Source organism: Ruegeria sp. D3, from assembly GCF_056534465.1.
Genome location: NZ_JBQFPK010000010.1, coordinates 17,277 through 35,416, shown reverse-complemented (window position 1 = coordinate 35,416; position 18,140 = coordinate 17,277). Strand labels below are relative to the sequence as shown.

At 58.5% G+C, this 18,140-nt stretch carries 14 protein-coding genes; 12 read left to right on the top strand and 2 right to left on the bottom strand.

Annotated features, from left to right (window positions below; all coding sequences use genetic code 11):
* The first annotated feature begins 11 nt into the window (after positions 1–11).
* The 3 genes from ACR0DX_RS15145 to ACR0DX_RS15135 are packed head-to-tail and all read left to right on the top strand — an operon-like array spanning position 12 to position 2,520.
* Positions 12–1,136, top strand: a complete 1,125-nt coding sequence (locus ACR0DX_RS15145; RefSeq protein ID WP_170356015.1) for a cobalamin-independent methionine synthase II family protein — start codon at positions 12–14, stop codon at positions 1,134–1,136.
* Positions 1,133–1,828 carry an alpha/beta fold hydrolase gene (locus ACR0DX_RS15140; RefSeq protein ID WP_170356016.1) on the top strand — a complete coding sequence of 232 codons (696 nt, stop codon included), beginning with the start codon at positions 1,133–1,135 and terminating at the stop codon, positions 1,826–1,828. The genes ACR0DX_RS15145 and ACR0DX_RS15140 overlap by 4 nt, the downstream gene beginning before the upstream one ends.
* The gene (locus tag ACR0DX_RS15135) at positions 1,825–2,520 is read left to right on the top strand and encodes an RraA family protein (protein ID WP_170356017.1); all 696 of its coding nucleotides are present in this window, start codon (positions 1,825–1,827) and stop codon (positions 2,518–2,520) included. The genes ACR0DX_RS15140 and ACR0DX_RS15135 overlap by 4 nt, the downstream gene beginning before the upstream one ends.
* A 17-nt stretch (positions 2,521–2,537) precedes the next feature.
* On the opposite strand, the gene ACR0DX_RS15130 is transcribed toward ACR0DX_RS15135, so the two are convergent.
* On the bottom strand, positions 2,538–4,070 hold the full coding sequence (locus tag ACR0DX_RS15130) for a phospholipase D-like domain-containing protein (protein ID WP_480846600.1): 1,533 nt from the start codon (positions 4,068–4,070) through the stop codon (positions 2,538–2,540).
* A gap of 224 nt (positions 4,071–4,294) precedes the next feature.
* Between ACR0DX_RS15130 and ACR0DX_RS15125 the strand changes: the two genes are divergently transcribed.
* Entirely contained in the window at positions 4,295–4,708 is a 414-nt protein-coding gene (locus tag ACR0DX_RS15125; RefSeq protein WP_170356019.1) for a VOC family protein, read from the top strand.
* A 9-nt stretch (positions 4,709–4,717) separates the two neighbouring features.
* On the opposite strand, the gene ACR0DX_RS15120 is transcribed toward ACR0DX_RS15125, so the two are convergent.
* Positions 4,718–5,596 carry an FCD domain-containing protein gene (locus ACR0DX_RS15120; protein ID WP_170356020.1) on the bottom strand — a complete coding sequence of 293 codons (879 nt, stop codon included), beginning with the start codon at positions 5,594–5,596 and terminating at the stop codon, positions 4,718–4,720.
* Between the two features lie 168 nt (positions 5,597–5,764).
* Here ACR0DX_RS15120 and mgrA point away from each other — a divergent pair, with 168 nt between their 5' ends.
* The 8 genes from mgrA (at position 5,765) to ACR0DX_RS15080 (ending at position 18,138) form a co-directional block, all read left to right on the top strand.
* A complete protein-coding gene (gene mgrA, locus ACR0DX_RS15115; RefSeq protein ID WP_170356021.1) occupies positions 5,765–6,802 on the top strand; it encodes an L-glyceraldehyde 3-phosphate reductase in 1,038 nt (345 codons plus the stop codon).
* Entirely contained in the window at positions 6,729–7,742 is a 1,014-nt protein-coding gene (locus tag ACR0DX_RS15110; protein WP_480846597.1) for an NAD(P)-dependent oxidoreductase, read from the top strand. Before mgrA ends, ACR0DX_RS15110 begins: the two co-directional genes overlap by 74 nt.
* 79 nt (positions 7,743–7,821) lie before the next feature.
* A complete protein-coding gene (locus ACR0DX_RS15105; RefSeq protein ID WP_480846595.1) occupies positions 7,822–10,035 on the top strand; it encodes a hybrid sensor histidine kinase/response regulator in 2,214 nt (737 codons plus the stop codon).
* Between the two features lie 141 nt (positions 10,036–10,176).
* On the top strand, positions 10,177–11,280 hold the full coding sequence (locus tag ACR0DX_RS15100) for a cytochrome-c peroxidase (protein WP_480846593.1): 1,104 nt from the start codon (positions 10,177–10,179) through the stop codon (positions 11,278–11,280).
* Positions 11,281–11,291: 11 nt separating this feature from the next.
* Positions 11,292–12,479: a cytochrome c peroxidase gene (locus tag ACR0DX_RS15095; protein WP_170356024.1), complete on the top strand. Its 1,188-nt coding sequence runs from the start codon at positions 11,292–11,294 to the stop codon at positions 12,477–12,479.
* A 5-nt stretch (positions 12,480–12,484) separates the two neighbouring features.
* Positions 12,485–13,054: an arsenate reductase (azurin) small subunit gene (locus tag ACR0DX_RS15090; protein WP_170724694.1), complete on the top strand. Its 570-nt coding sequence runs from the start codon at positions 12,485–12,487 to the stop codon at positions 13,052–13,054.
* Positions 13,055–13,071: 17 nt separating this feature from the next.
* Positions 13,072–15,753 (top strand): arsenate reductase (azurin) large subunit, encoded by a 2,682-nt coding sequence (locus tag ACR0DX_RS15085; protein WP_170356026.1) that lies wholly within the window; start codon positions 13,072–13,074, stop codon positions 15,751–15,753.
* Between the two features lie 177 nt (positions 15,754–15,930).
* Complete coding sequence (locus ACR0DX_RS15080) at positions 15,931–18,138, top strand: HEAT repeat domain-containing protein (protein WP_170356027.1); 2,208 nt, start codon at positions 15,931–15,933, stop codon at positions 18,136–18,138.
* Positions 18,139–18,140 lie beyond the last annotated feature (2 nt).

Genomic DNA, 18,140 nt, shown 5'->3' with positions numbered 1-18,140 from the left:
GGAGGCCAAAGATGCCTGTAAAAACCACGCATGTCGGGTCTTTGCCACGTAAGCAAGAGGTCGTGGACTTTATCTTTGCCCGTGAAAATGGCGAACCCTATGACGCAGCAGCCTTTGATGCCTGCATGGCAGGCGCCGTCGACGAGACCGTCCGCCAACAAGCCGACGCTGGTATAGACGTTGTCAGCGACGGAGAGACGTCGAAGATTTCCTATGCGACTTATGTCAAAGATCGCTATACCGGGTTTTCCGGAGACAGCCCGCGCAATGCGCCGGCGGATCTCAAGATGTTCCCAAGCTTTCTGCAGCGGCTGGCCGATGATGGCGGCACCCCGAAATATGCGCGACCCATGTGCACGGGCGAGGTCCGCTCGAAGGGGCAAGGTGAATTGCAGAAAGACATCGCCAACCTCAAGGCGGCCATGGCGCGGCACGATGTTGCTCAGGGTTTCATGAATGCCGCGTCACCGGGTGTGATCTCGCTGTTTCTGCAAAATGATTTCTACCCAACGCGCGAGGCTTATCTGGCCGCATTGGCGGATGCGATGAAAGAGGAATACGAAACCATTGTCGCGGCAGGTTTGGACATTCAGCTGGATTGCCCCGACCTTGCCCTGTCCCGCCACATGTTGTTCACGGACCTGTCGGATGACGAATTTCTCAAGATCGCGGATATGCATGTCGAGGCCCTGAACCATGCGCTGCAAAACGTGCCGCAGGACCGGGTGCGGGTGCATATCTGCTGGGGTAACTATGAAGGCCCACATTGTTGCGATATCGCGATGGACAAGGTGTTCAGCACCCTGATGGCAACAAAATCGCGCTATGTCCTATTCGAGACGTCGAACCCGCGCCATGCGCATGAGTGGACTGTGTTCCGGGATCGTAAAGCTGAGATTCCCGATGACAAGGTTCTGGTCCCCGGAGTGGTCGACACCACCACCAATTTCATTGAACACCCCGAGCTTGTGGCGCAACGGATTGAACGCTTTACCGGTATTGTCGGTGAGGATCGGGTTATCGCAGGCAGCGATTGCGGTTTTGGGACGTTTGCGGGATTCGGCGCGATTGATCCGCAGATCGCCTATGCCAAGCTAGAGGCGCTGGCCCAAGGGGCAGAGCTGGCCCGCGCATGACACCGTTGATTCTGTTACCGGGCATGATGTGCGATGCGCGGCTTTTCGGCCCGCAGATTGACGCGTTGTCCGGCAAGGTACCGATGATGACCTTTCCCCTGTGTCAGCACGACAGCGTGCAGGAACTGGCAGCGGATATCCTGCGCAACGTGCCACCCGTATTTGCACTGGCGGGTTTGTCGATGGGCGGGATTGTTGCCATGGAGGTTCTGCGTCAGGCCCCCGAGCGTATTGAACGCCTGGCCTTGCTGGACACGAACCCGATGGCCGAGCTGCCCGATGTCAAAGCCCGCCGTGCTCCGCAGATGGACGCGGTGCGCGAAGGGCGGCTGTGGCATGTAATGCGAGACGAAATGAAGCCCAACTATCTTGCAGACGGGCCGCGTCAGGGGGCTGTTCTGGATTTGTGCATGGAGATGGCAACTGGTCTGGGCCCTCAAGTCTTTCTGCGTCAATCGCAAGCCTTGATGGACCGACCCGATCAACGTGCAACCTTGGCTGCCTATACTGGACCCGCGCTGGTTCTTTGCGGTCGAGAGGACGGGTTGTGCCCGGTCGAGCGCCACCAGTTGATGCACGATCTACTGCCAAACAGCGTACTGCACGTCATTGATGGGGCTGGTCACCTGCCCACATTGGAGAAACCAAACGAAACAACGGCGGCTTTGGCGCGCTGGTTGGAGGACATATGACACCATCCCTTTTGTCACTGTTGCGCAAAGTGGATACGCCCACTGTCTGCAACGCCATAGAAGTCGCTCAGGGTAAGCGAGGATTTGACAGATTTACGCGCGGTACCATGATGTGTTCGGCCCCGAATGAGCCTGCAATCGTGGGCTATGCGCGCACGGCAAAAATTGCAGCGGTTGCTCCCCCGACCGAGGAGCCCGACGTTATCCGTGCCAGACGCATGGACTATTACAAATACATGGCTGAAGGCCCCGCGCCCTCGGTCGCTGTGATAGAAGATGTGGATTACCCCGACTGCATCGGCGCCTATTGGGGCGAGATTAACACCACCATTCACAAAGGGTTTGGCATGTCAGGGGCGTTGACCAATGGCGTAATGCGCGATCTTGGTGATCTGCCAGACGGATTCCCGGTTGTTGCAGGCTCAGTTGGTCCAAGCCATGGTTTCGTCCATGTACGCGATCTGGACACGCCGGTCTCGGTTTTTGGCATGACGGCAGATCCAGGTGATTTGATCCATGCGGATCGACACGGCGCATTGGTCATTCCCGAGGATATCGTCGATCAGCTGGAAGGCGCGATCCAAAAGCTGCTAACGACAGAGCGTATCATTCTGGACGCCGCCACCCAGCTGGGTTTTGATTTCGACGCGTTCGAAACCGCATGGACGGCCTTCGAAAAAGCAAGGGTCTGAACCCGGACTGCTGTGTTTTAAAGCTGCGAACCGATCGGTAAAATGGCCAGAACACCCGAGACTATGTGATCCCACGCCGATCCTGTCGGCTCGGCGTCATATCGCAGGACAGTGCCGTCCTGTTGCCGGGTTGTCCAAACCAGTTTGCCAGCCTCTTCAAGTGTCACGTTGTACGTGTACGCGGGCAGCGCCTCGTCCAGCGCGCCCATTGTCCGAACCGCCAAGTCGGGCGAATCGATCAGGATGCCCATCTCGGTGTTGATGTTGACGGATCTGGGATCCCAATTGAACGACCCGACGAAAACGTAGCGATCATCAATGGTGAATGCCTTGGAATGCAGACCCGAACGGGATTGTGCCCAGTTAATACCGCGTTGTTGAACCTGATAGGCATCCGGGCGCAGCTCGTACAGCTCGACGCCGGCGCGCAACAGGGCGCGGCGCTTTTTGGCGTAATGGGCATAGACCGGCGCCACGTCGTTTGACGCCAGCGAATTGGTGACGACCTTGATATCGACACCGCGGTTTTCCAGCTCGGACATCCATGCAACCCCTTTGTTTCGAGGCACAAAATACGCCGAGATGATGTTGACCTCGTTTTGAGCGGTCTCAAAATAGGGCAACAATTGCGACGCGAGTATCTGTTCGGGATCATCCGCGCCGGCTGCTTTGGATGGAGGGTCGGCGTATAGCCGGGCCTGAACCCAATCAACCGACAATGCGTTGCCGGCAAAGGTCTCTTGCGCTGACCTGCGCAGGGCGTTGCCATAAGGCGTATCGCGCGCCTCGTCGACAAGGTCATCCAGCCGGTCGCGTGCCTCGTTCAGTGAAACGCCCTGGGGTTCATCAATCACCACAGCGGCTGGAACGGCGAATTCACTGTTCCAGTAGGTATCGAAACTGTCCGAGACCTGACGGACCACTGGGCCAGTGGCCAGCACATCCAGATCCGCATAGTTCATTTCCTCGCGGGCCAGAAAATACTCGGCACCGATATTGCGCCCACCTACAATGGTGAATGTATTGTCTGCGGTCATCGACTTGTTATGCATCCGTCGGTTGATGCGTTTAAAGTCGGTCAGACCGGCGATCAGCAGGCTTTGATCTCGCCAGAACGGGTTGAATAGCCTGATCTCGATATTCTCATGCAGATCAAGGGCGGCAGTCATCGCATCGTATCCGGACGTGTCCATATCGTCCAACAACAGGCGCACGCGGACACCCCGGTCCGCAGCACGCAACAGGCTTGCAGCAAACAGATGCCCGGTCGGATCGTCGTGTAGCAGATAGTATTGCGCATCAATCGTTTGCTCTGCCGCTGCCGCCATCAGCAGCCGAATGACCAGCGCCTGTTCCCCATCGCTGACAAGTCGTACGCCCGATCGCCCGTCGCCAGGATCGCCCAACCTTCTGGCCGCGCGGTAAAGCTGGCTTGTCGGTTCGGCGGCGACGGATCGCGTCACCGTCTTTTCATAGGTCCGGGACGTGGGCGCGCATGCAGCAAGGACCAGCGCCCAGCAGACATGAACCATGATGATCCATGACTTCATGAGTTTTTTCCGATCTTCATACTGACAGTGACACTCTAAACGGGCTGTTTTTCAAGGTTGTTGTTTTGAATCTCTGCAAATTGCCTGCGGCTGCGGTTCGATTGCAGATGCCGTTTGGCCCGTTCCTCAGGGATCTCTGTCGGATTTGTGATTGTTGAATTCATCGGGTTCTGATCATCTGCGATCTGAAAAAACCTATGCTCAGCCGATGGAAAGACGCGGATATGAAATTGGAATTCCACCATATCAACTTTGTCTCGCAAGATGTGGATCGCCTCCACGATTTTTACACAGGCGTTCTTGGGTTGGATGACATCCCGATCGAGAATTTCCCACGATCCGAGGATACGAAGGATCGGGGCTATAGCGGCAAGATCCGCTTTGCGACCGATGGGCAGATGCAGATGCACCTGGCCGAGAAAGACCTCGGCGTCGCCTTTAAGCATGGCGAAACGATAAACCCGGTCGAACGCGGCCACATCGCTTTTAGAACTGATGATATCGCGGCCTTCATGCAACTACTGGACGACAACGGCATTACCTATTCGGATTATGGAACTGCCTTTGCCAAAGAATGGCATCAGGTGTTCTTTCACGACCCCGAAGGCAACGTCATCGAAGTACATCAGGCGGTCTGAGTTTGGGTCTTAGGATGTGGCCTCCTCGAACCGGTGCCGGGTGGCGTCGAGATGAGATTGCATCGCTGCGCGGGCTTTGCGGTGGTCGCGCTCCAGAACCGCCTGAATGATCTGCAGGTGATCTGAGGTCGCGGTCAGGTGATGGTGCATCTGATCTTCCAGCGGCCAAAGGTAGTGGTGGTTGAAGATCATCGAGATCGCGTCCTGAAACCCCACGATCAGCCTGTTGTCGGCATGCGCGTTCAGAAACCGATGAAACTTGGTGTCCAGGGCGGGGAAATCCAAGTCAGCGAAATCGGAGTGCGCCGAAATCTCGAGATGATCCTGTTTCAATCTGATGAGCCCGCCCCAGAACGGGTCATTCTCGGGGATTTGGCAGAGCTTCTCGACTGCTCTGCTTTCGAACATCACGCGGACCTCATGCAGCTCTAACGCGTATTTTCTGGTGACGCCTTCCAAAACCCATCGGCGGTGGTGGTCCTTGCGGACGAACCCGAACCGGCTGAGCCCGATCAGAAATTCGCGCATGGTCTGAACCGAGACGTTGAGCTGTCGCGCCAGAAGCCTCTCGTTCAGCAGCGCGCCCGGACCGATATCCTCACTTCGGATCATCTGCATGAACGTGGCCTCCAAGGCGTCGCGCATGTCCATGGTTTCACTTGCGTCGAAATAATCCCGCCGCTGAGGGACCCGAAGCAGTTGCCGGTCTGGCCCGGCCTGTGTCAATATCCCCGCTTTTTCCAACCTGTTCAGAATTGCGCGCGCGGTTGTTCTGCTGACATCCAATTGTCGCGCGATCGCCGAGATGTTCTGGATGCTGGGATTGGCGACCAAAGCGTCCAGCATGGCATTATAGGCGGCTTTGAAAACGCGATCTGGGCGTGCCATGGCCATGTTCCTGATGTTCAATAAGATGTTTTTAATAGGGTTAAAGACATTTGAGCGCAAGTTGCCGACGGAATATGATCCGGGCAACCTGCGCTGAACATCAGCTACGCATTTGGTGTCGTGGCGAGCGCGGGGTGCAATGACATCACTGATTCAGGACACCCGAAAATGACGTCGAACACCTATGTGCCCAGCGCGACACGCTATGCGGAGATGACCTATAATTATTGCGGCAACAGCGGTCTGAAACTGCCCGCGATCTCGCTTGGGCTGTGGCATAATTTTGGTGCTGACCGGCCTCACCAGTTGAAACAAAAGCTTTGTCGAACGGCATTTGACCTGGGGATCACGCATTTTGATCTGGCCAACAATTATGGCCCGCCTGCGGGCAGCGCTGAAGAGGCGTTTGGTGAAATCCTGAAAAATGATTTTGCCGGTTACAGGGATGAATTGGTGATCTCGTCCAAAGCCGGATATGACATGTGGCCAGGCCCTTACGGCGAATGGGGCAGCCGGAAATACCTGATCGCGTCCTGTGACCAAAGCCTTCGGCGGATGGGTCTTGATTATGTGGATATCTTCTATTCGCATCGGTTTGATCCGAACACGCCGCTCGAAGAAACCATGGGCGCGCTGGATCAGATCGTACGCTCTGGCAAGGCGCTTTATGTGGGGATTTCGTCCTATAATTCCCAACGCACGCGCGAGGCTGCGGCGATCCTGAAGGACCTTGGCACGCCCTGCATCATTCATCAGCCCAGCTACAACATGATTAACCGGTGGGTTGAGACGGACGGGCTGAAAGCCAATCTGCAAGAGTTGGGGATCGGGTCGATCGCGTTCACCCCTCTAGCGCAGGGGATGTTGACCGGCAAGTATCTGAGCGGCGTGCCCGAAGGCAGCCGAGCAACCGAAGACAAATCACTGAACCCCGATCTGCTGACCGAAAGCACGATCGAGAACCTGCGCAATCTGGATGCGATCGCCAAGAGGCGCGGTCAGACGCTGGCGCAGATGGCGATTGCCTGGGTGTTGCGCGATGGCGGGATCACCACGGCGTTGATCGGTGCATCCCGCAGTGAACAGATCGTCGACTGCGTCGGGGCGCTGAACAATATTGAATTCACGGCCGATGAACTGGCCGAAATCGACCGCTATTCGCAGAATGGCGAGGTCAACCTTTGGGCTCAATCCTCGGACAGCTAAGTCCAAACGCCGGATCAGAAAAGGACTGAACATGAACAAACCCGTTATCGGATTCATTGGCGTTGGGCTGATGGGTCATGGCATGGCCAAAAACATCGTCGAAAAAGGATACCCCCTTGTGGTGATGGGGCATCGCAACCGACAACCCGTCGAAGATCTTGTGCAGCGTGGTGCGACCGAAGTCACCTCGGCGCGTGAAATGGCCGAGGCCTGCGACATCATCCATTTGTGCGTCTCGGGCAGCCCGCAGGTCGAACAGCTGATCCGTGGCGAAAACGGTATCCTGGCCTCGGGCAAACAAGGGTTGGTGGTTGTTGATTGTTCGACATCGGATCCCGTGTCGACCTTGCAACTTGTGCATGAGCTGCGGGCTGCGGGCATGGATCTTGCAGACGCACCTTTGGGCCGAACTCCGAAAGAGGCCGAGGCCGGAACGCTGGATACAATGGTCGGCGCATCGCCCGAAACCTTGGCGCGCATCAAACCGGTACTGGAATGTTGGGCCGGTCTGGTCGTGCACATGGGTGAGGTCGGGATGGGTCACAAGATGAAGCTGGTCAACAACTTCGTCGCCATGGGCTATGCTGTTCTGTATTCCGAGGCGCTGGCCGTTGCCCGCAAGGCTGGGCTGACCGTTGAACAGGTGGATTCTGTTCTGCGTCCCAGCCGCCTGTCCAACGGGTTCTACGATACATTCATGAAATGGACGCTCGAAGGGGACGAAAACGCCCATCGCTTTGCCATCACGAACGCGCATAAAGACATGCGGTATGTCGCGAACCTGGCCAATAGTATCGGCGCGGTCACGCCGGTACAGGCGACTCTGCGTAACGCGTTTGCGGCGATGGAGGCTGCGGGTCGGGGTGACGACTATGTACCCATGCTGGCTGATTTCGTTGCGGAAACCAATGGTCTGACCACGGACAAGTCCAAAGCTTAGGGCTGCACGCGCGGATGTGGCGCATTCCTCCTGTCAGGCAACGCCCTTATCCCGGTTCTCAACGGGATAGGGGACAAAAATGGACAGCAGCTCCCAAGAGGAAGATGGATCACTGAAGCGGCCTCTGGCCGTTGCATTTGTGATTGGCATCGCTTTGGCGATCATTCTGTCAGTTTTTCTGTATATGTCTCGCGAAACCGGGAACCGGATAGGTGACATGCGAATGGCATGGCAGGACTATTCGGTCGAGACCACACCGCGTGGCTATTGGATATCGGACATTCGCGAAGACTTTGGCTATGGCGGATTGATCCACAACTTTAAGAACTATGTGCTGCGCAATGACCCCGATTTAGGTCCACGCCTGCGACGGCAGTCCCAAAGCCTGCTGGATACCATCGCGGCCTATCGCGCCTCGAACCCATCCCCCACTGAATTGGAAGCGTTAGCGCAGATCGAAGCCGTGGCCATGGAATACACTGGCAATATCCCTTTGATCGAGGAGGGTATCGCCGCAGGCCTGAGCGCAGAGCAGATCGATGCGTTGGTGCGTGTGGATGACCGCGACGCCCTGGCGGCGTTGCAGACCCTCGAAACCCTGTGGGTGCAAGAACGCGACCGCAGTCTGTCCAGTATGGTGCGCGCGTTCTTGGACGGAGAACGTCTGGTCCGAAATTTCTCGTTTCTGCTGGTGGGGTTGATCGTTTTGGTGGGCGTGATCGCGATCCTGACCACTTTGCTGATCGCCAATATCTTGCGCACCAACCGTCGCCTGAAGGCCGAACTTGCATTGCGTGAACAAGTGGAACTGGCCGAGCGCAAACTGGCGCGGGCGGTTGAACAAAGCCCGGCCTCGATCATCATCACCGACACCGATCTGAGGATTGAATACGCCAACCGAAAGTTCTTTGACCTCAGCGGGTACGGTCCGCACGAGGTCTATGGCCATTCGCCCAAAATGCTGCAATCGGGGCATTCGGGGCAGGGGGTCTATAGCGACCTGAAGGCCAAGCTGAAAAGTGGCCAAAGCTGGTACGGTGTGTTTCGCAACTTGCGCAAAGATGGGACGCATTACTGGGTTTCGACCGCGATTTTCCCGCTGGTCGATCAGAATGGCAGCATCACCCACTATATCGGTATCGGCGAGGACATGACCGAATCCCGCCGCACGCGCGAGCAATTCGCGCAGGTCCAGAAGATGGAGGCTGTGGGCATTCTGGCAGGTTCGGTCGCGCACGACTTCAACAACGTGCTGATGAGCGTGATCGGAAATGCCGAGCTGATCGAGTTGGACGCCGAGGACAACGAGGACATTCAGACCTCGGTCAACCATATTCGTATCGCGGCACGTCGCGCTCAGGCGCTTGTGCGCAAGATGCTGACCTTTGCCCGCCAGCGGCCTCGAAATCCGCAACGCGGCGATATGGTCAAAGCCACGCAAGAGGCGTTGGACCTGATCAAGGTTGCCGCGCCTCCCAGCGTGAAGACCCGCTTTGACATCGACATTGAACAGGCTTTTGCTGAATTTGACGGTACACTGTTTTTTCAGACCCTGCTGAATCTGTGCCACAACGCGTTCGAAGCCGTCGGCGATCACCCGGGCGACGTTGTGTTGCGCATCAGTCAGGCCGAGGATGAATCCCTTGACGATCTGCCGGACGATGCGATTGGGGTGATCCGACTGGATGTGACCGATGACGGGCCGGGGATGACGCCCGAGGTGCAAGAGAAGATATTTGAACCCTTCTTTTCTACCAAACCGGTCGGGAAAGGCACCGGTCTGGGTATGGCGATCGTCCGCAACAGCGTCGAGGAATGCCGCGGGCGGGTCGAACTTTCCTCGACGCCGGGCAAGGGGACCCGGTTCAGCCTGTTCTATCCCATGATGCCGATTCTGAGTGCGCAACAGCAGCAAGAGGCCCGCGCCGTCACCGGGGACGAACACATCCTGCTGGTCGATGACGATGAGAACATTCTATATGTCACGCGCCGGTTGCTGACGCGCTATGGCTACCGGGTCGAGGCCTATTCGCAACCAATGCGCGCGTTGGACGCCTTTCGGGCGGCGCCCGACAGCTATGATGTGATCGTGTCAGATTTGATGATGCCAGAGCTTATGGGCACTGACCTTATCGCCTCGGTCCAGGCCGTCCGACCGGATGTTCCGACGATTCTTGTCAGCAGTTATTTCGATGATGCAGACAGTCCGGCTGAAAGCGATCAAACGGTGCGGGTGCAAAAACCGTATGATGTTCAAAGTCTTGCACGTATTATCCGGAGCCTTATGGCCTAGGGTCTCGTTACATTTCTTCACAACTCTTCACACTCTTTAATCCATTTCAAATTCTGGTGACACATCTGCCCCCTAAGGTTCGCTCAGCCGGTCCTCGGCCAAACCGAGTGATCGGAATAGCGATAAAGGGGCTTTTAGATGATGACCAAAGCCAGAACATGGTTCTCGGCGCTGTCGACAGTTTCGCTGCTGACGATGAGCGCTGCGTTCCCGGTTCACCAGGCCCAGGCGGATGAGCCGGGCCCGGTAGAAGCCATAGAGTTCGACCCAGCCAAGGCGGCCCTTGGCAAACGACTTTTCTTTGATCCGCGACTGTCCGGCGACGCTGCGCTGTCCTGTTCCAGTTGCCACCAGCCGGAAAACGGGTTCACCGACGGGCAGGCCCTGTCGGATGCCTATACGGGCAACCTGCATTTCCGCAATGTGCCCACGCTGATCAACAGCGCCAAGCGCGAGGCATGGTTCCATGACGGGCGGATAGGCACCAACCTCAATGACGTGACCCGCGAAAGCATCACCGAGACATATTCCATGAACATGGACATGCGTCTGATGCAGGAACGCATCAAGCAGGACCCGGTCTATGTCGAGATGTTCGAAGCTGCTGGATTTGGTGAGCCTTCGAACGGTGGCGTCCGCAACGCGATCCCGGAATATCTGAAAACGCTGATCTCGCGCGGTGCGCCCTTCGACACCGGAGAGATGTCGGACGCGGCCAAGGCGGGGTATGAGCTGTTCAACGCCAGCGGCTGTAATTCGTGCCACTCGGGCGAACGGTTCACCGATGACCTGCCGCACAATATCGGCGTCGGTGACAACCCTGACATCTGGGCGGACCCGACCCGTCACATCACCTTCGTGACGATGATGAAGTTTCTCGGCGTCGAGAACTACATGAACCTGCGCGCCGACCCCGGAGCGTATATCCGCACCCACACTGCAGACACCTTCGGCACCTTCATAACCCCCACACTGCGCGAGCTGACCTATACCGCGCCGTATATGCACAACGGCACGATGGAAACGCTCGAAGATGTGGTGGCCTTCTACAACGCCGGTGGCGGTGACGATGAAAACAAGGATCCGCGCATCAAGCCGTTGAACCTTTCCGAGACCGAACAAGCGCAGCTGGTGGCCTTCCTGAAGGCACTGTCCGGCGAGCCGCTGACCGGGCCCGAATTCGTCGCCGAAGAGATCGATACGGACTACGCGCCGATCGAAAACTGGCGTGAAACGACAAACTGAGGAGTGGACCCATGAAAGACCTTAAGTCTTACCTTTCAGGCACAATCGCCACCGCTGCCTTGTTTGCTGCCATCGGTTCGCAAGCCTTCGCTGCGGACAGTATCGCGATTGAGGCCGGTATCGGCGGCGCAGACCCCGACCCTGATGCGCCATTGGTGGCGCTAGGCGAGCCTCCCATCCCGCTGGACAACCCGCAGACCGAGGCCAAGATCGAGCTGGGCAAGATGTTGTTTTTCGATCCGCGTCTGGGCGGGAACGAGACAACGCCGTGTTCGGCCTGTCACCTGCCCGATGTGGGCTGGGACGTCGAAGCGCCGATCTCGTTCGGTTATCCGGGCACGACTCACTGGCGCAACAGCCAGACCATCGTGAACTCGGCTTATTACGGCAAGCTGTTCTGGGCGGGATCAAGTAAAAGCCTTGAAAGCCAGGCCAAATCCGCTGCAGGCGGTGCGGTCGCCGGCAACGGCGAGGCCGACATGATGGAGGCCCGTCTGGCCTTTGTGCCCGCATATGTCGAACGCTTTAACGATGTCTTCGGCGATCAATGGCCGCGCATCAGCAACGCGTGGCGCGCCATTGCTGCGTTTGAACGCACCATCGTTCAGACCGACACGCCCTTCGACAACTACCTGCGCGGGGATGATGCGGCGTTGACCGAGGAACAGAAACGCGGGCTGGAGCTGTTTACCGGCAAGGCGCAATGTTCCGAATGCCACAACGGCGCTCTACTGTCGGATGAGAAGTACTACAACACCGGCGTTCCACCTTATAGCGGCTGGGAAGATGACGGTCTGGCGCAAGTGACCTTCCGGTATGAGCTCTATGCCAAAGGCTCGACCGAGGATTTCTATCGCCATACCAAAGACGACCCCGGTTTCTATTTCCGCACCAAGGAAAAGGCCGATCTGGGCAAGTTCCGCACGCCAAGCCTGCGCTACACCCTCTATACCGAACCCTACATGCATAACGGCATGTTGGAGACGCTCGAGGACGTAGTTGAATTCTACAACCAGGGCGGTGGCGAGAATGAATTCGCAGCAACCAAATCCGATCTGATCCAGCCGCTTGGCCTGAACGATCAGGAAAAGGCGGATCTGGTGGCCTTCCTGAAATCCCTGTCCGGTGACGAGATCTTGGTCGAAGAGCCCGATCTGCCGGATTACCAGCCGCTTTCTGCGGTTGCAGCAGAGGAGTAAGCGTCATGAAAGATCATAACGCAACCGGATGCAGCTGTTCTGGCGAGGCCAAAAAGGCCTGCACCGTGAACCGCCGCCAGTTCCTGTTCGCCTCGGGCGCAACAACCTTTGCCGTGATGGTGGCCATGCCCACTCGCCACGGTCAGGCAGAACAGGTGCCCGCATTGGTATCCACCTATCCGCGCAAGCTGATCGGCAAACTGTCCGAGCTGGAACAGGATGTCCCGGTCGAGTTCTACTACCCGGATGAGGGCGACTACTCGGACTCGATCCTGGTCAAGACCGGAGTGGAAAGCGGCGGTGGCATCGGTCCGCAAAAGGACGTTGTGGCCTTCAACCTCACCTGCACCCACCAGGGCGGGTCGATGTATGACAGCTACAAACCCGAACATAAGGTGCTGGGCCCGTGCCCGCTGCACCTGTCCACCTATGACGTGACACGGCATGGCATCCTCGTTTCGGGGCAAGCCTATCAGTCGCTGCCGCAGGTCCTTTTGGAACTGGACGGTGATGACATCTACGCCGTCGGCATGTTCGGCCTGATCTACGGCCGCTACGACAACCTGATTGCATAAGGGAAGGGGATACTCACATGGCAACCCCGTATTACGTACCCGAAACCAACGTCCCGCTGCCGCCCAAAGGCGCCGAGGTCATCTCGACCGCCTGCGACTACTGCATCGTGGCCTGTGGTTACAAAGTCTACCGCTGGCCCGTGACGGCCAAACCCGGTGGCCCCACCGCAGACGAAAACGCCTTTGGCGAGGATTTCCCTGTTGCACCGCTGGGTGCATGGGTCGCGCCGAACCAGCACAATATCGTTCTGCACAAAGGTCAGCCGCACCACGTGGTGATCATCCCGGATAAGGACACGCAATACGTCAACACCGACGGCGACAGTTCCTTGCGGGGCGGGTGTATTGCGCAGAAATGCTATAACCCGCAGACACCGACTCGTGATCGCCTGAAGACACCGCTGATGCGGATCTATGGCACGCTGATGCCGGTTCCGTGGGATTTGGCGCTGGATGTGGCGGCTGAGGTGGGCAACCACGTCATCGCCAAGCACGGCACCAATGCCTATGGCGTGAAAACCTTCAGCTATCAGTATATCGAGAACACCTATGCGATCTCGAAATACGCGCTGCGCCACATCAACACCGCGAACTTCACCTTCCACGACACGCCGTCCGACGTGACCTCGACCCCCGGTTTCCGGGATGCGGGTTTCGACAACTTCGGCCCGTCCTACGAAGACTGGCGTGATGCGGAAACCCTTCTGGTTTGCGGCACCGACCCGTATGAGACCAAGACCATCCTCTATACCCAGTGGATGATGAAGGGGATGCAGAACGGTCAGAAAGAGATCTATCTGATCCCGCGCAGCTCGGCCGGTGTGGCCCATGCGGTCAAGATGGGTGGCTTGCATATCGACGTTCTGCCTGGCACTGACCTGCTGGTCGTCAACGCCATTGCCCGCGTCATCGTGGAAAATGGCTGGGAAGACAGCGACTGGATCAAGAAATGGGTCAACAACAAGTGGGAAAGCTCATCCGGCTTCGGTCAGGGCACCCGGAACACGCCATGGCAGTGGCGTACGACCTGGGGCAAGTTCCAGACCAAAGGCTTTGAAGACTGGAAAGAGTGGCTGCTGTCGCAGGACGAGTTCTCGCCTGAAAATGCTGCCGCCATGGCCGAAATCGACGTGCAGAAAATCTATACTGCCGCCGAATGGCTGGCCAAACCCAAGGCGGATGGCACACGGCCCAAAACCTCGGTCATGATCGAGAAAGGGTTCTACTGGTCCAACAACACCGGCAACACACAGGCGATTTCCGCGCTGGGCATCATCTGTGGCTGTGGCGGTCGTCCGGGTCAAGTCATTGGCCGGGCCGGTGGTCACCAGCGGGGCGGCGTGAAGGGCGGGAAATACCCGCGCAACAAATCGCCTGAGAAACTGCCGGGCCGCCGTCGCCGCGCCATGGATACCGACCGGTATCTGATCGCAGGTCATACCCGTATGGCCCATGTGATCGGCACCACCTGGATCCAGTCCATGTGCGGCAGCCAGCAACTGGCCGACAAGTTCGAGGAGCTGACCGTCCGCAACCCGCACCAGATTGCCTCTTTCGACAAGCAAGAGATGATCGATACGCTGAAGGCCCGCGCCGACAGCGGCGGTATGGTGGTGATCAACCAGGACATCTATCTGCAGGACCCGATCGGCAACCGTTACGCCGACATCGTGTTCCCCGCAGCGACCTGGGGCGAAGAGGACTTCTTGCGCGCCAACGGCGAACGCCGTCTGCGCCTGTACCAGAAGTTCTATGATGCGCCCGGTGCGGCGAAACCCGACTGGTGGATCATTGCGCAACTGTCACAGCGGATGGGCTTTGACGGGTTCGACTGGCAGAACTCGAACGAGGTCGCCGAAGAGGCCGTGCGCTTTACCCGCGGGTCGCGCAAGGACTTCCACGCCGTCTATCGTTTGGCCAAGAAAGAGGGCAAAGGCCTGCACCAGAAGGTCCGTGAGTTTGGCACCGATGGGGTTCAATGCCCGGTCATGCTGGATACCGATGGGGTCACGCTGATTGAAACCAAGCGTCTGCACGACACAACCCGCGAACTGCCCGATACCGGTGCGGCTGGCGCGGATGTGTTCAACAAGAAGCTGACGCATTTCAACAGCCAGACCGGCAAGTGCAACATCCAGAAATCGCCGTGGGGTCTGTTCTCGGACTATTGGGAATGGCTGAAACCCAACAAGGAAGAAGGCGAGTTGTGGGCGACCTCCGGTCGGATCAACGAACGCTGGCAGTCTGGCTTTGATGACCGTCGCCGCCCGTATATCGTGCAGCGCTGGCCGGAAAACTGGGTTGAAATCCACCCCGATGATGCAGCTGAGCGTGGCATCGAAAGCGGCGACTATGTGATGGTGTATTCGGAACGTGTTCCGGGCAACAAGCACACGCTGCTGGGTGTGGAAGGCGACGACTTCCAGTTCTCGAAACTGATGGAGAACGGGCATATCGAACTGACCAAAGCGGCGATCACAGCCGTGGCCATGGTCACGCCCGCCATCAAGAAAAGCGTGGTCTACATGGACTTCCTGCACATGCAGCAGCCCGCGAACGCGCTTGAGGGCCGGATCGTCGACTGGATCAGTGGCAACTACAACTACAAGATGGGCGTTGCCAAGCTGCGGAAACTGGGGCCGAGCCCCTACAAGACCTCGTTCCGCACGATGTCCTTCGCTCCGCGCGACATCGCCTGACGGCTTTCCGGGGGGCGGTCGCCATGCCGCCCCCCGGGTCTGGTCCCACTGCAGAAGGGACCATGGGCCGGGCGTCCCCGGCCTAACTGGAAGGCAGGTATCGGTTGGGAAATCTGCCTTCCACTTTCACCCAACCCCACCCAACCCCACCCAACCGCAAAACATGGCAGACCCGATATGAACATGCATTCCGATACCGCCCTGCGTGATGAGGCCACCAGCCTGTTCTCTGACTACGCAAAATCCGAATATGACGTGATCCGCCTGCGCGCCATTCAGGCCCTGAGTGCCATTGGCGCCGCCAATAGTCCGGCTTTGGTCGAGGCTTTGCTGGATGACGATGAAGACGTCCGTCAGGACGCCGCCCAAGCGCTGGGCGCGCTGGGTGTTCAGGACGCAGCACCGCAACTGCTGGAAAACCTGATCCACGATCCGTGTGGCGAGGTAAAACTGGCCTGCGTCACCGCTCTGGCCGAGTTGAAATCCGAAGACGCAGCGCCCTATCTGCGCACCCTCGTCACCGGGCGCGGCGAGGACATCACGTGGGACGAGGATGAGCTGCACCAGGACGAATGGGACGATTGGCTGGACACGCAGATCGCTTCGATCAAGGCGCTGGGCCGGATGGGCGACGTGGCGGCGATCGAACCCATCGTCATGGCCCTGATGGACGAAGACGGGCAGGAACTAGGCGATGTGGCGTGTGAGGCGCTGGGCCGGATTGGCGAGGCATCAGTGCCGACGCTGGGCGTGTTCACCCAATCCTCGAACCGCCGCCTGCGCCACCGCGCCCTGCGCACTCTGGCCACCATCGGCGGGGCCGAAGCCGAAGCGATCCTGCGCAAAGCCACCACCGACAAGGATGGGGCCGTGCGTCTGATCGGTTATGAGGCGCTGATGCCAACCGATGCTGCTGTGGTCGAACAGGCGCTGACGGACGCGGTAGAGGACATCCGTATTGCCGCGCTGAACCAGGCTGGGTTTTCGGAACCCGAGCTGCTGGACCGCATGATGCGCGACCCCGGTGCCAAGGTGCAACTGGCGCTGATTGAGCGGCTGGATCGCACAACGCCGATTGCCGACCAGGACGATCTGCGCTGGCAGGTGCTGGATTTCCTCGCCACCGGTCAACAGCCCGAAGTGTCCGCGCAGGCGCTAGGCCTGCTGGCGGCGCTGGCTCCGGAATTGGTGGCGGATCGGCTGAATGCGCTTTTCTCGGTCGATGCCGATGACCTCAAGGCCGAGCGCCTGCAATGGGCTATCGTCGATGCGCTGGCGAACTCGCCCCTTCGTGAGGCGGCAGAATGGCTGCAACGCGCCTGCCGCGCGCCCTTCCGGTCAGTACGGTTGAAGGCCGTTGCGTCGCTGGCGATGATCGTAACGGATGCCGACCGTCCGCATGTGAACCAGCAACAAGGGCGCGAGTTGCTGCTGTCCTTTGCGCTGGCCCCGATGCCTGTGGCTGCCGACGAAGCCGCAGAAGAAGAGACCCCGCAAACCGATATCGCCGCGCTGGAAGAGGCCGGGTTGGATGTGTCCGAGGGTGGTGAGAATGGTCCGACCTCAAGCCTCGGAGCAATTCTGGGACATGACGCGATTGCCGCCGAGATGACTCAGGAAGCGCAACAGGATGAGGTGCAACCCCTGACTCCGCGCGAACAGGCGCTGCTGGCCAAGGCGACCCGTCACCCCAAACGCCGCCGCGTGGCGCTGGATGACGATGCTGATGCGCTGCAGCGTGAAACCCGCATGTCCGCCATCCGCCTGTTGGGCGAGGTCAAGGGAATGCAGGTCATGCTGGCGCAGATTGCGCAAGACCCGGAAACCGAGATCGCGCAGCAGGCGTTTGCCGCGCTGGGTGTGGCCGTCGCGCGCCATGGTGCGGAATTGGATCAAGACCAGCTAGTCGATTTGATCACCAAGGGGTTGTCGCACACGGACTCCGCGCTTTCTCTGCAAGCATTGAAGCTGCTGCAACAGGCTGATCTGCCGCCGCAGGACAACCTGCGGGGTAAGCTGCGTGCGATGGTGAAAACCGGCGATACGCCGTTCCGCATCGACGCGATGCATATCCTGACCCGATGGGACGGCACGCCTGACGTGGCGCGCAGCCTGTTGGATGATGTCTCGGCCCCTGTCCGTCAGGCAGCCATGCGGCTGCTGTCGGAAACCGCGCCGGATCAGGCAGGGGCGGCCATCGTACCTTTCCTGCTGGCCAACCCCGAGCAGCGTATTGTGACCTATGTCAAGGACAGCGCCCCAGCGATCGTGTCCATTGGCCGCGAACTGCTGGCCGAACTGCGCGACGAAGACCGACGCGCGCAATGGCCGGTGATGATAAACGCATTGGCTGATCTGTTGGGGGAACCTGCACGGGCAGCCTGAAT

Bases quoted from the DNA above. Each gene is read 5' to 3' on its own strand.
- ACR0DX_RS15145 (WP_170356015.1), top strand. From the start codon at position 12: ATGCCTGTAAAAACCACGCATGTCGGGTCTTTGCCACGTAAGCAAGAG.
- ACR0DX_RS15140 (WP_170356016.1), top strand. From the start codon at position 1,133: ATGACACCGTTGATTCTGTTACCGGGCATGATGTGCGATGCGCGGCTT.
- ACR0DX_RS15135 (WP_170356017.1), top strand. From the start codon at position 1,825: ATGACACCATCCCTTTTGTCACTGTTGCGCAAAGTGGATACGCCCACT.
- ACR0DX_RS15130 (WP_480846600.1), bottom strand. From the start codon at position 4,070: ATGAAGTCATGGATCATCATGGTTCATGTCTGCTGGGCGCTGGTCCTT.
- ACR0DX_RS15125 (WP_170356019.1), top strand. From the start codon at position 4,295: ATGAAATTGGAATTCCACCATATCAACTTTGTCTCGCAAGATGTGGAT.
- ACR0DX_RS15120 (WP_170356020.1), bottom strand. From the start codon at position 5,596: ATGGCACGCCCAGATCGCGTTTTCAAAGCCGCCTATAATGCCATGCTG.
- mgrA (WP_170356021.1), top strand. From the start codon at position 5,765: ATGACGTCGAACACCTATGTGCCCAGCGCGACACGCTATGCGGAGATG.
- ACR0DX_RS15110 (WP_480846597.1), top strand. From the start codon at position 6,729: ATGAACTGGCCGAAATCGACCGCTATTCGCAGAATGGCGAGGTCAACC.
- ACR0DX_RS15105 (WP_480846595.1), top strand. From the start codon at position 7,822: ATGGACAGCAGCTCCCAAGAGGAAGATGGATCACTGAAGCGGCCTCTG.
- ACR0DX_RS15100 (WP_480846593.1), top strand. From the start codon at position 10,177: ATGACCAAAGCCAGAACATGGTTCTCGGCGCTGTCGACAGTTTCGCTG.
- ACR0DX_RS15095 (WP_170356024.1), top strand. From the start codon at position 11,292: ATGAAAGACCTTAAGTCTTACCTTTCAGGCACAATCGCCACCGCTGCC.
- ACR0DX_RS15090 (WP_170724694.1), top strand. From the start codon at position 12,485: ATGAAAGATCATAACGCAACCGGATGCAGCTGTTCTGGCGAGGCCAAA.
- ACR0DX_RS15085 (WP_170356026.1), top strand. From the start codon at position 13,072: ATGGCAACCCCGTATTACGTACCCGAAACCAACGTCCCGCTGCCGCCC.
- ACR0DX_RS15080 (WP_170356027.1), top strand. From the start codon at position 15,931: ATGAACATGCATTCCGATACCGCCCTGCGTGATGAGGCCACCAGCCTG.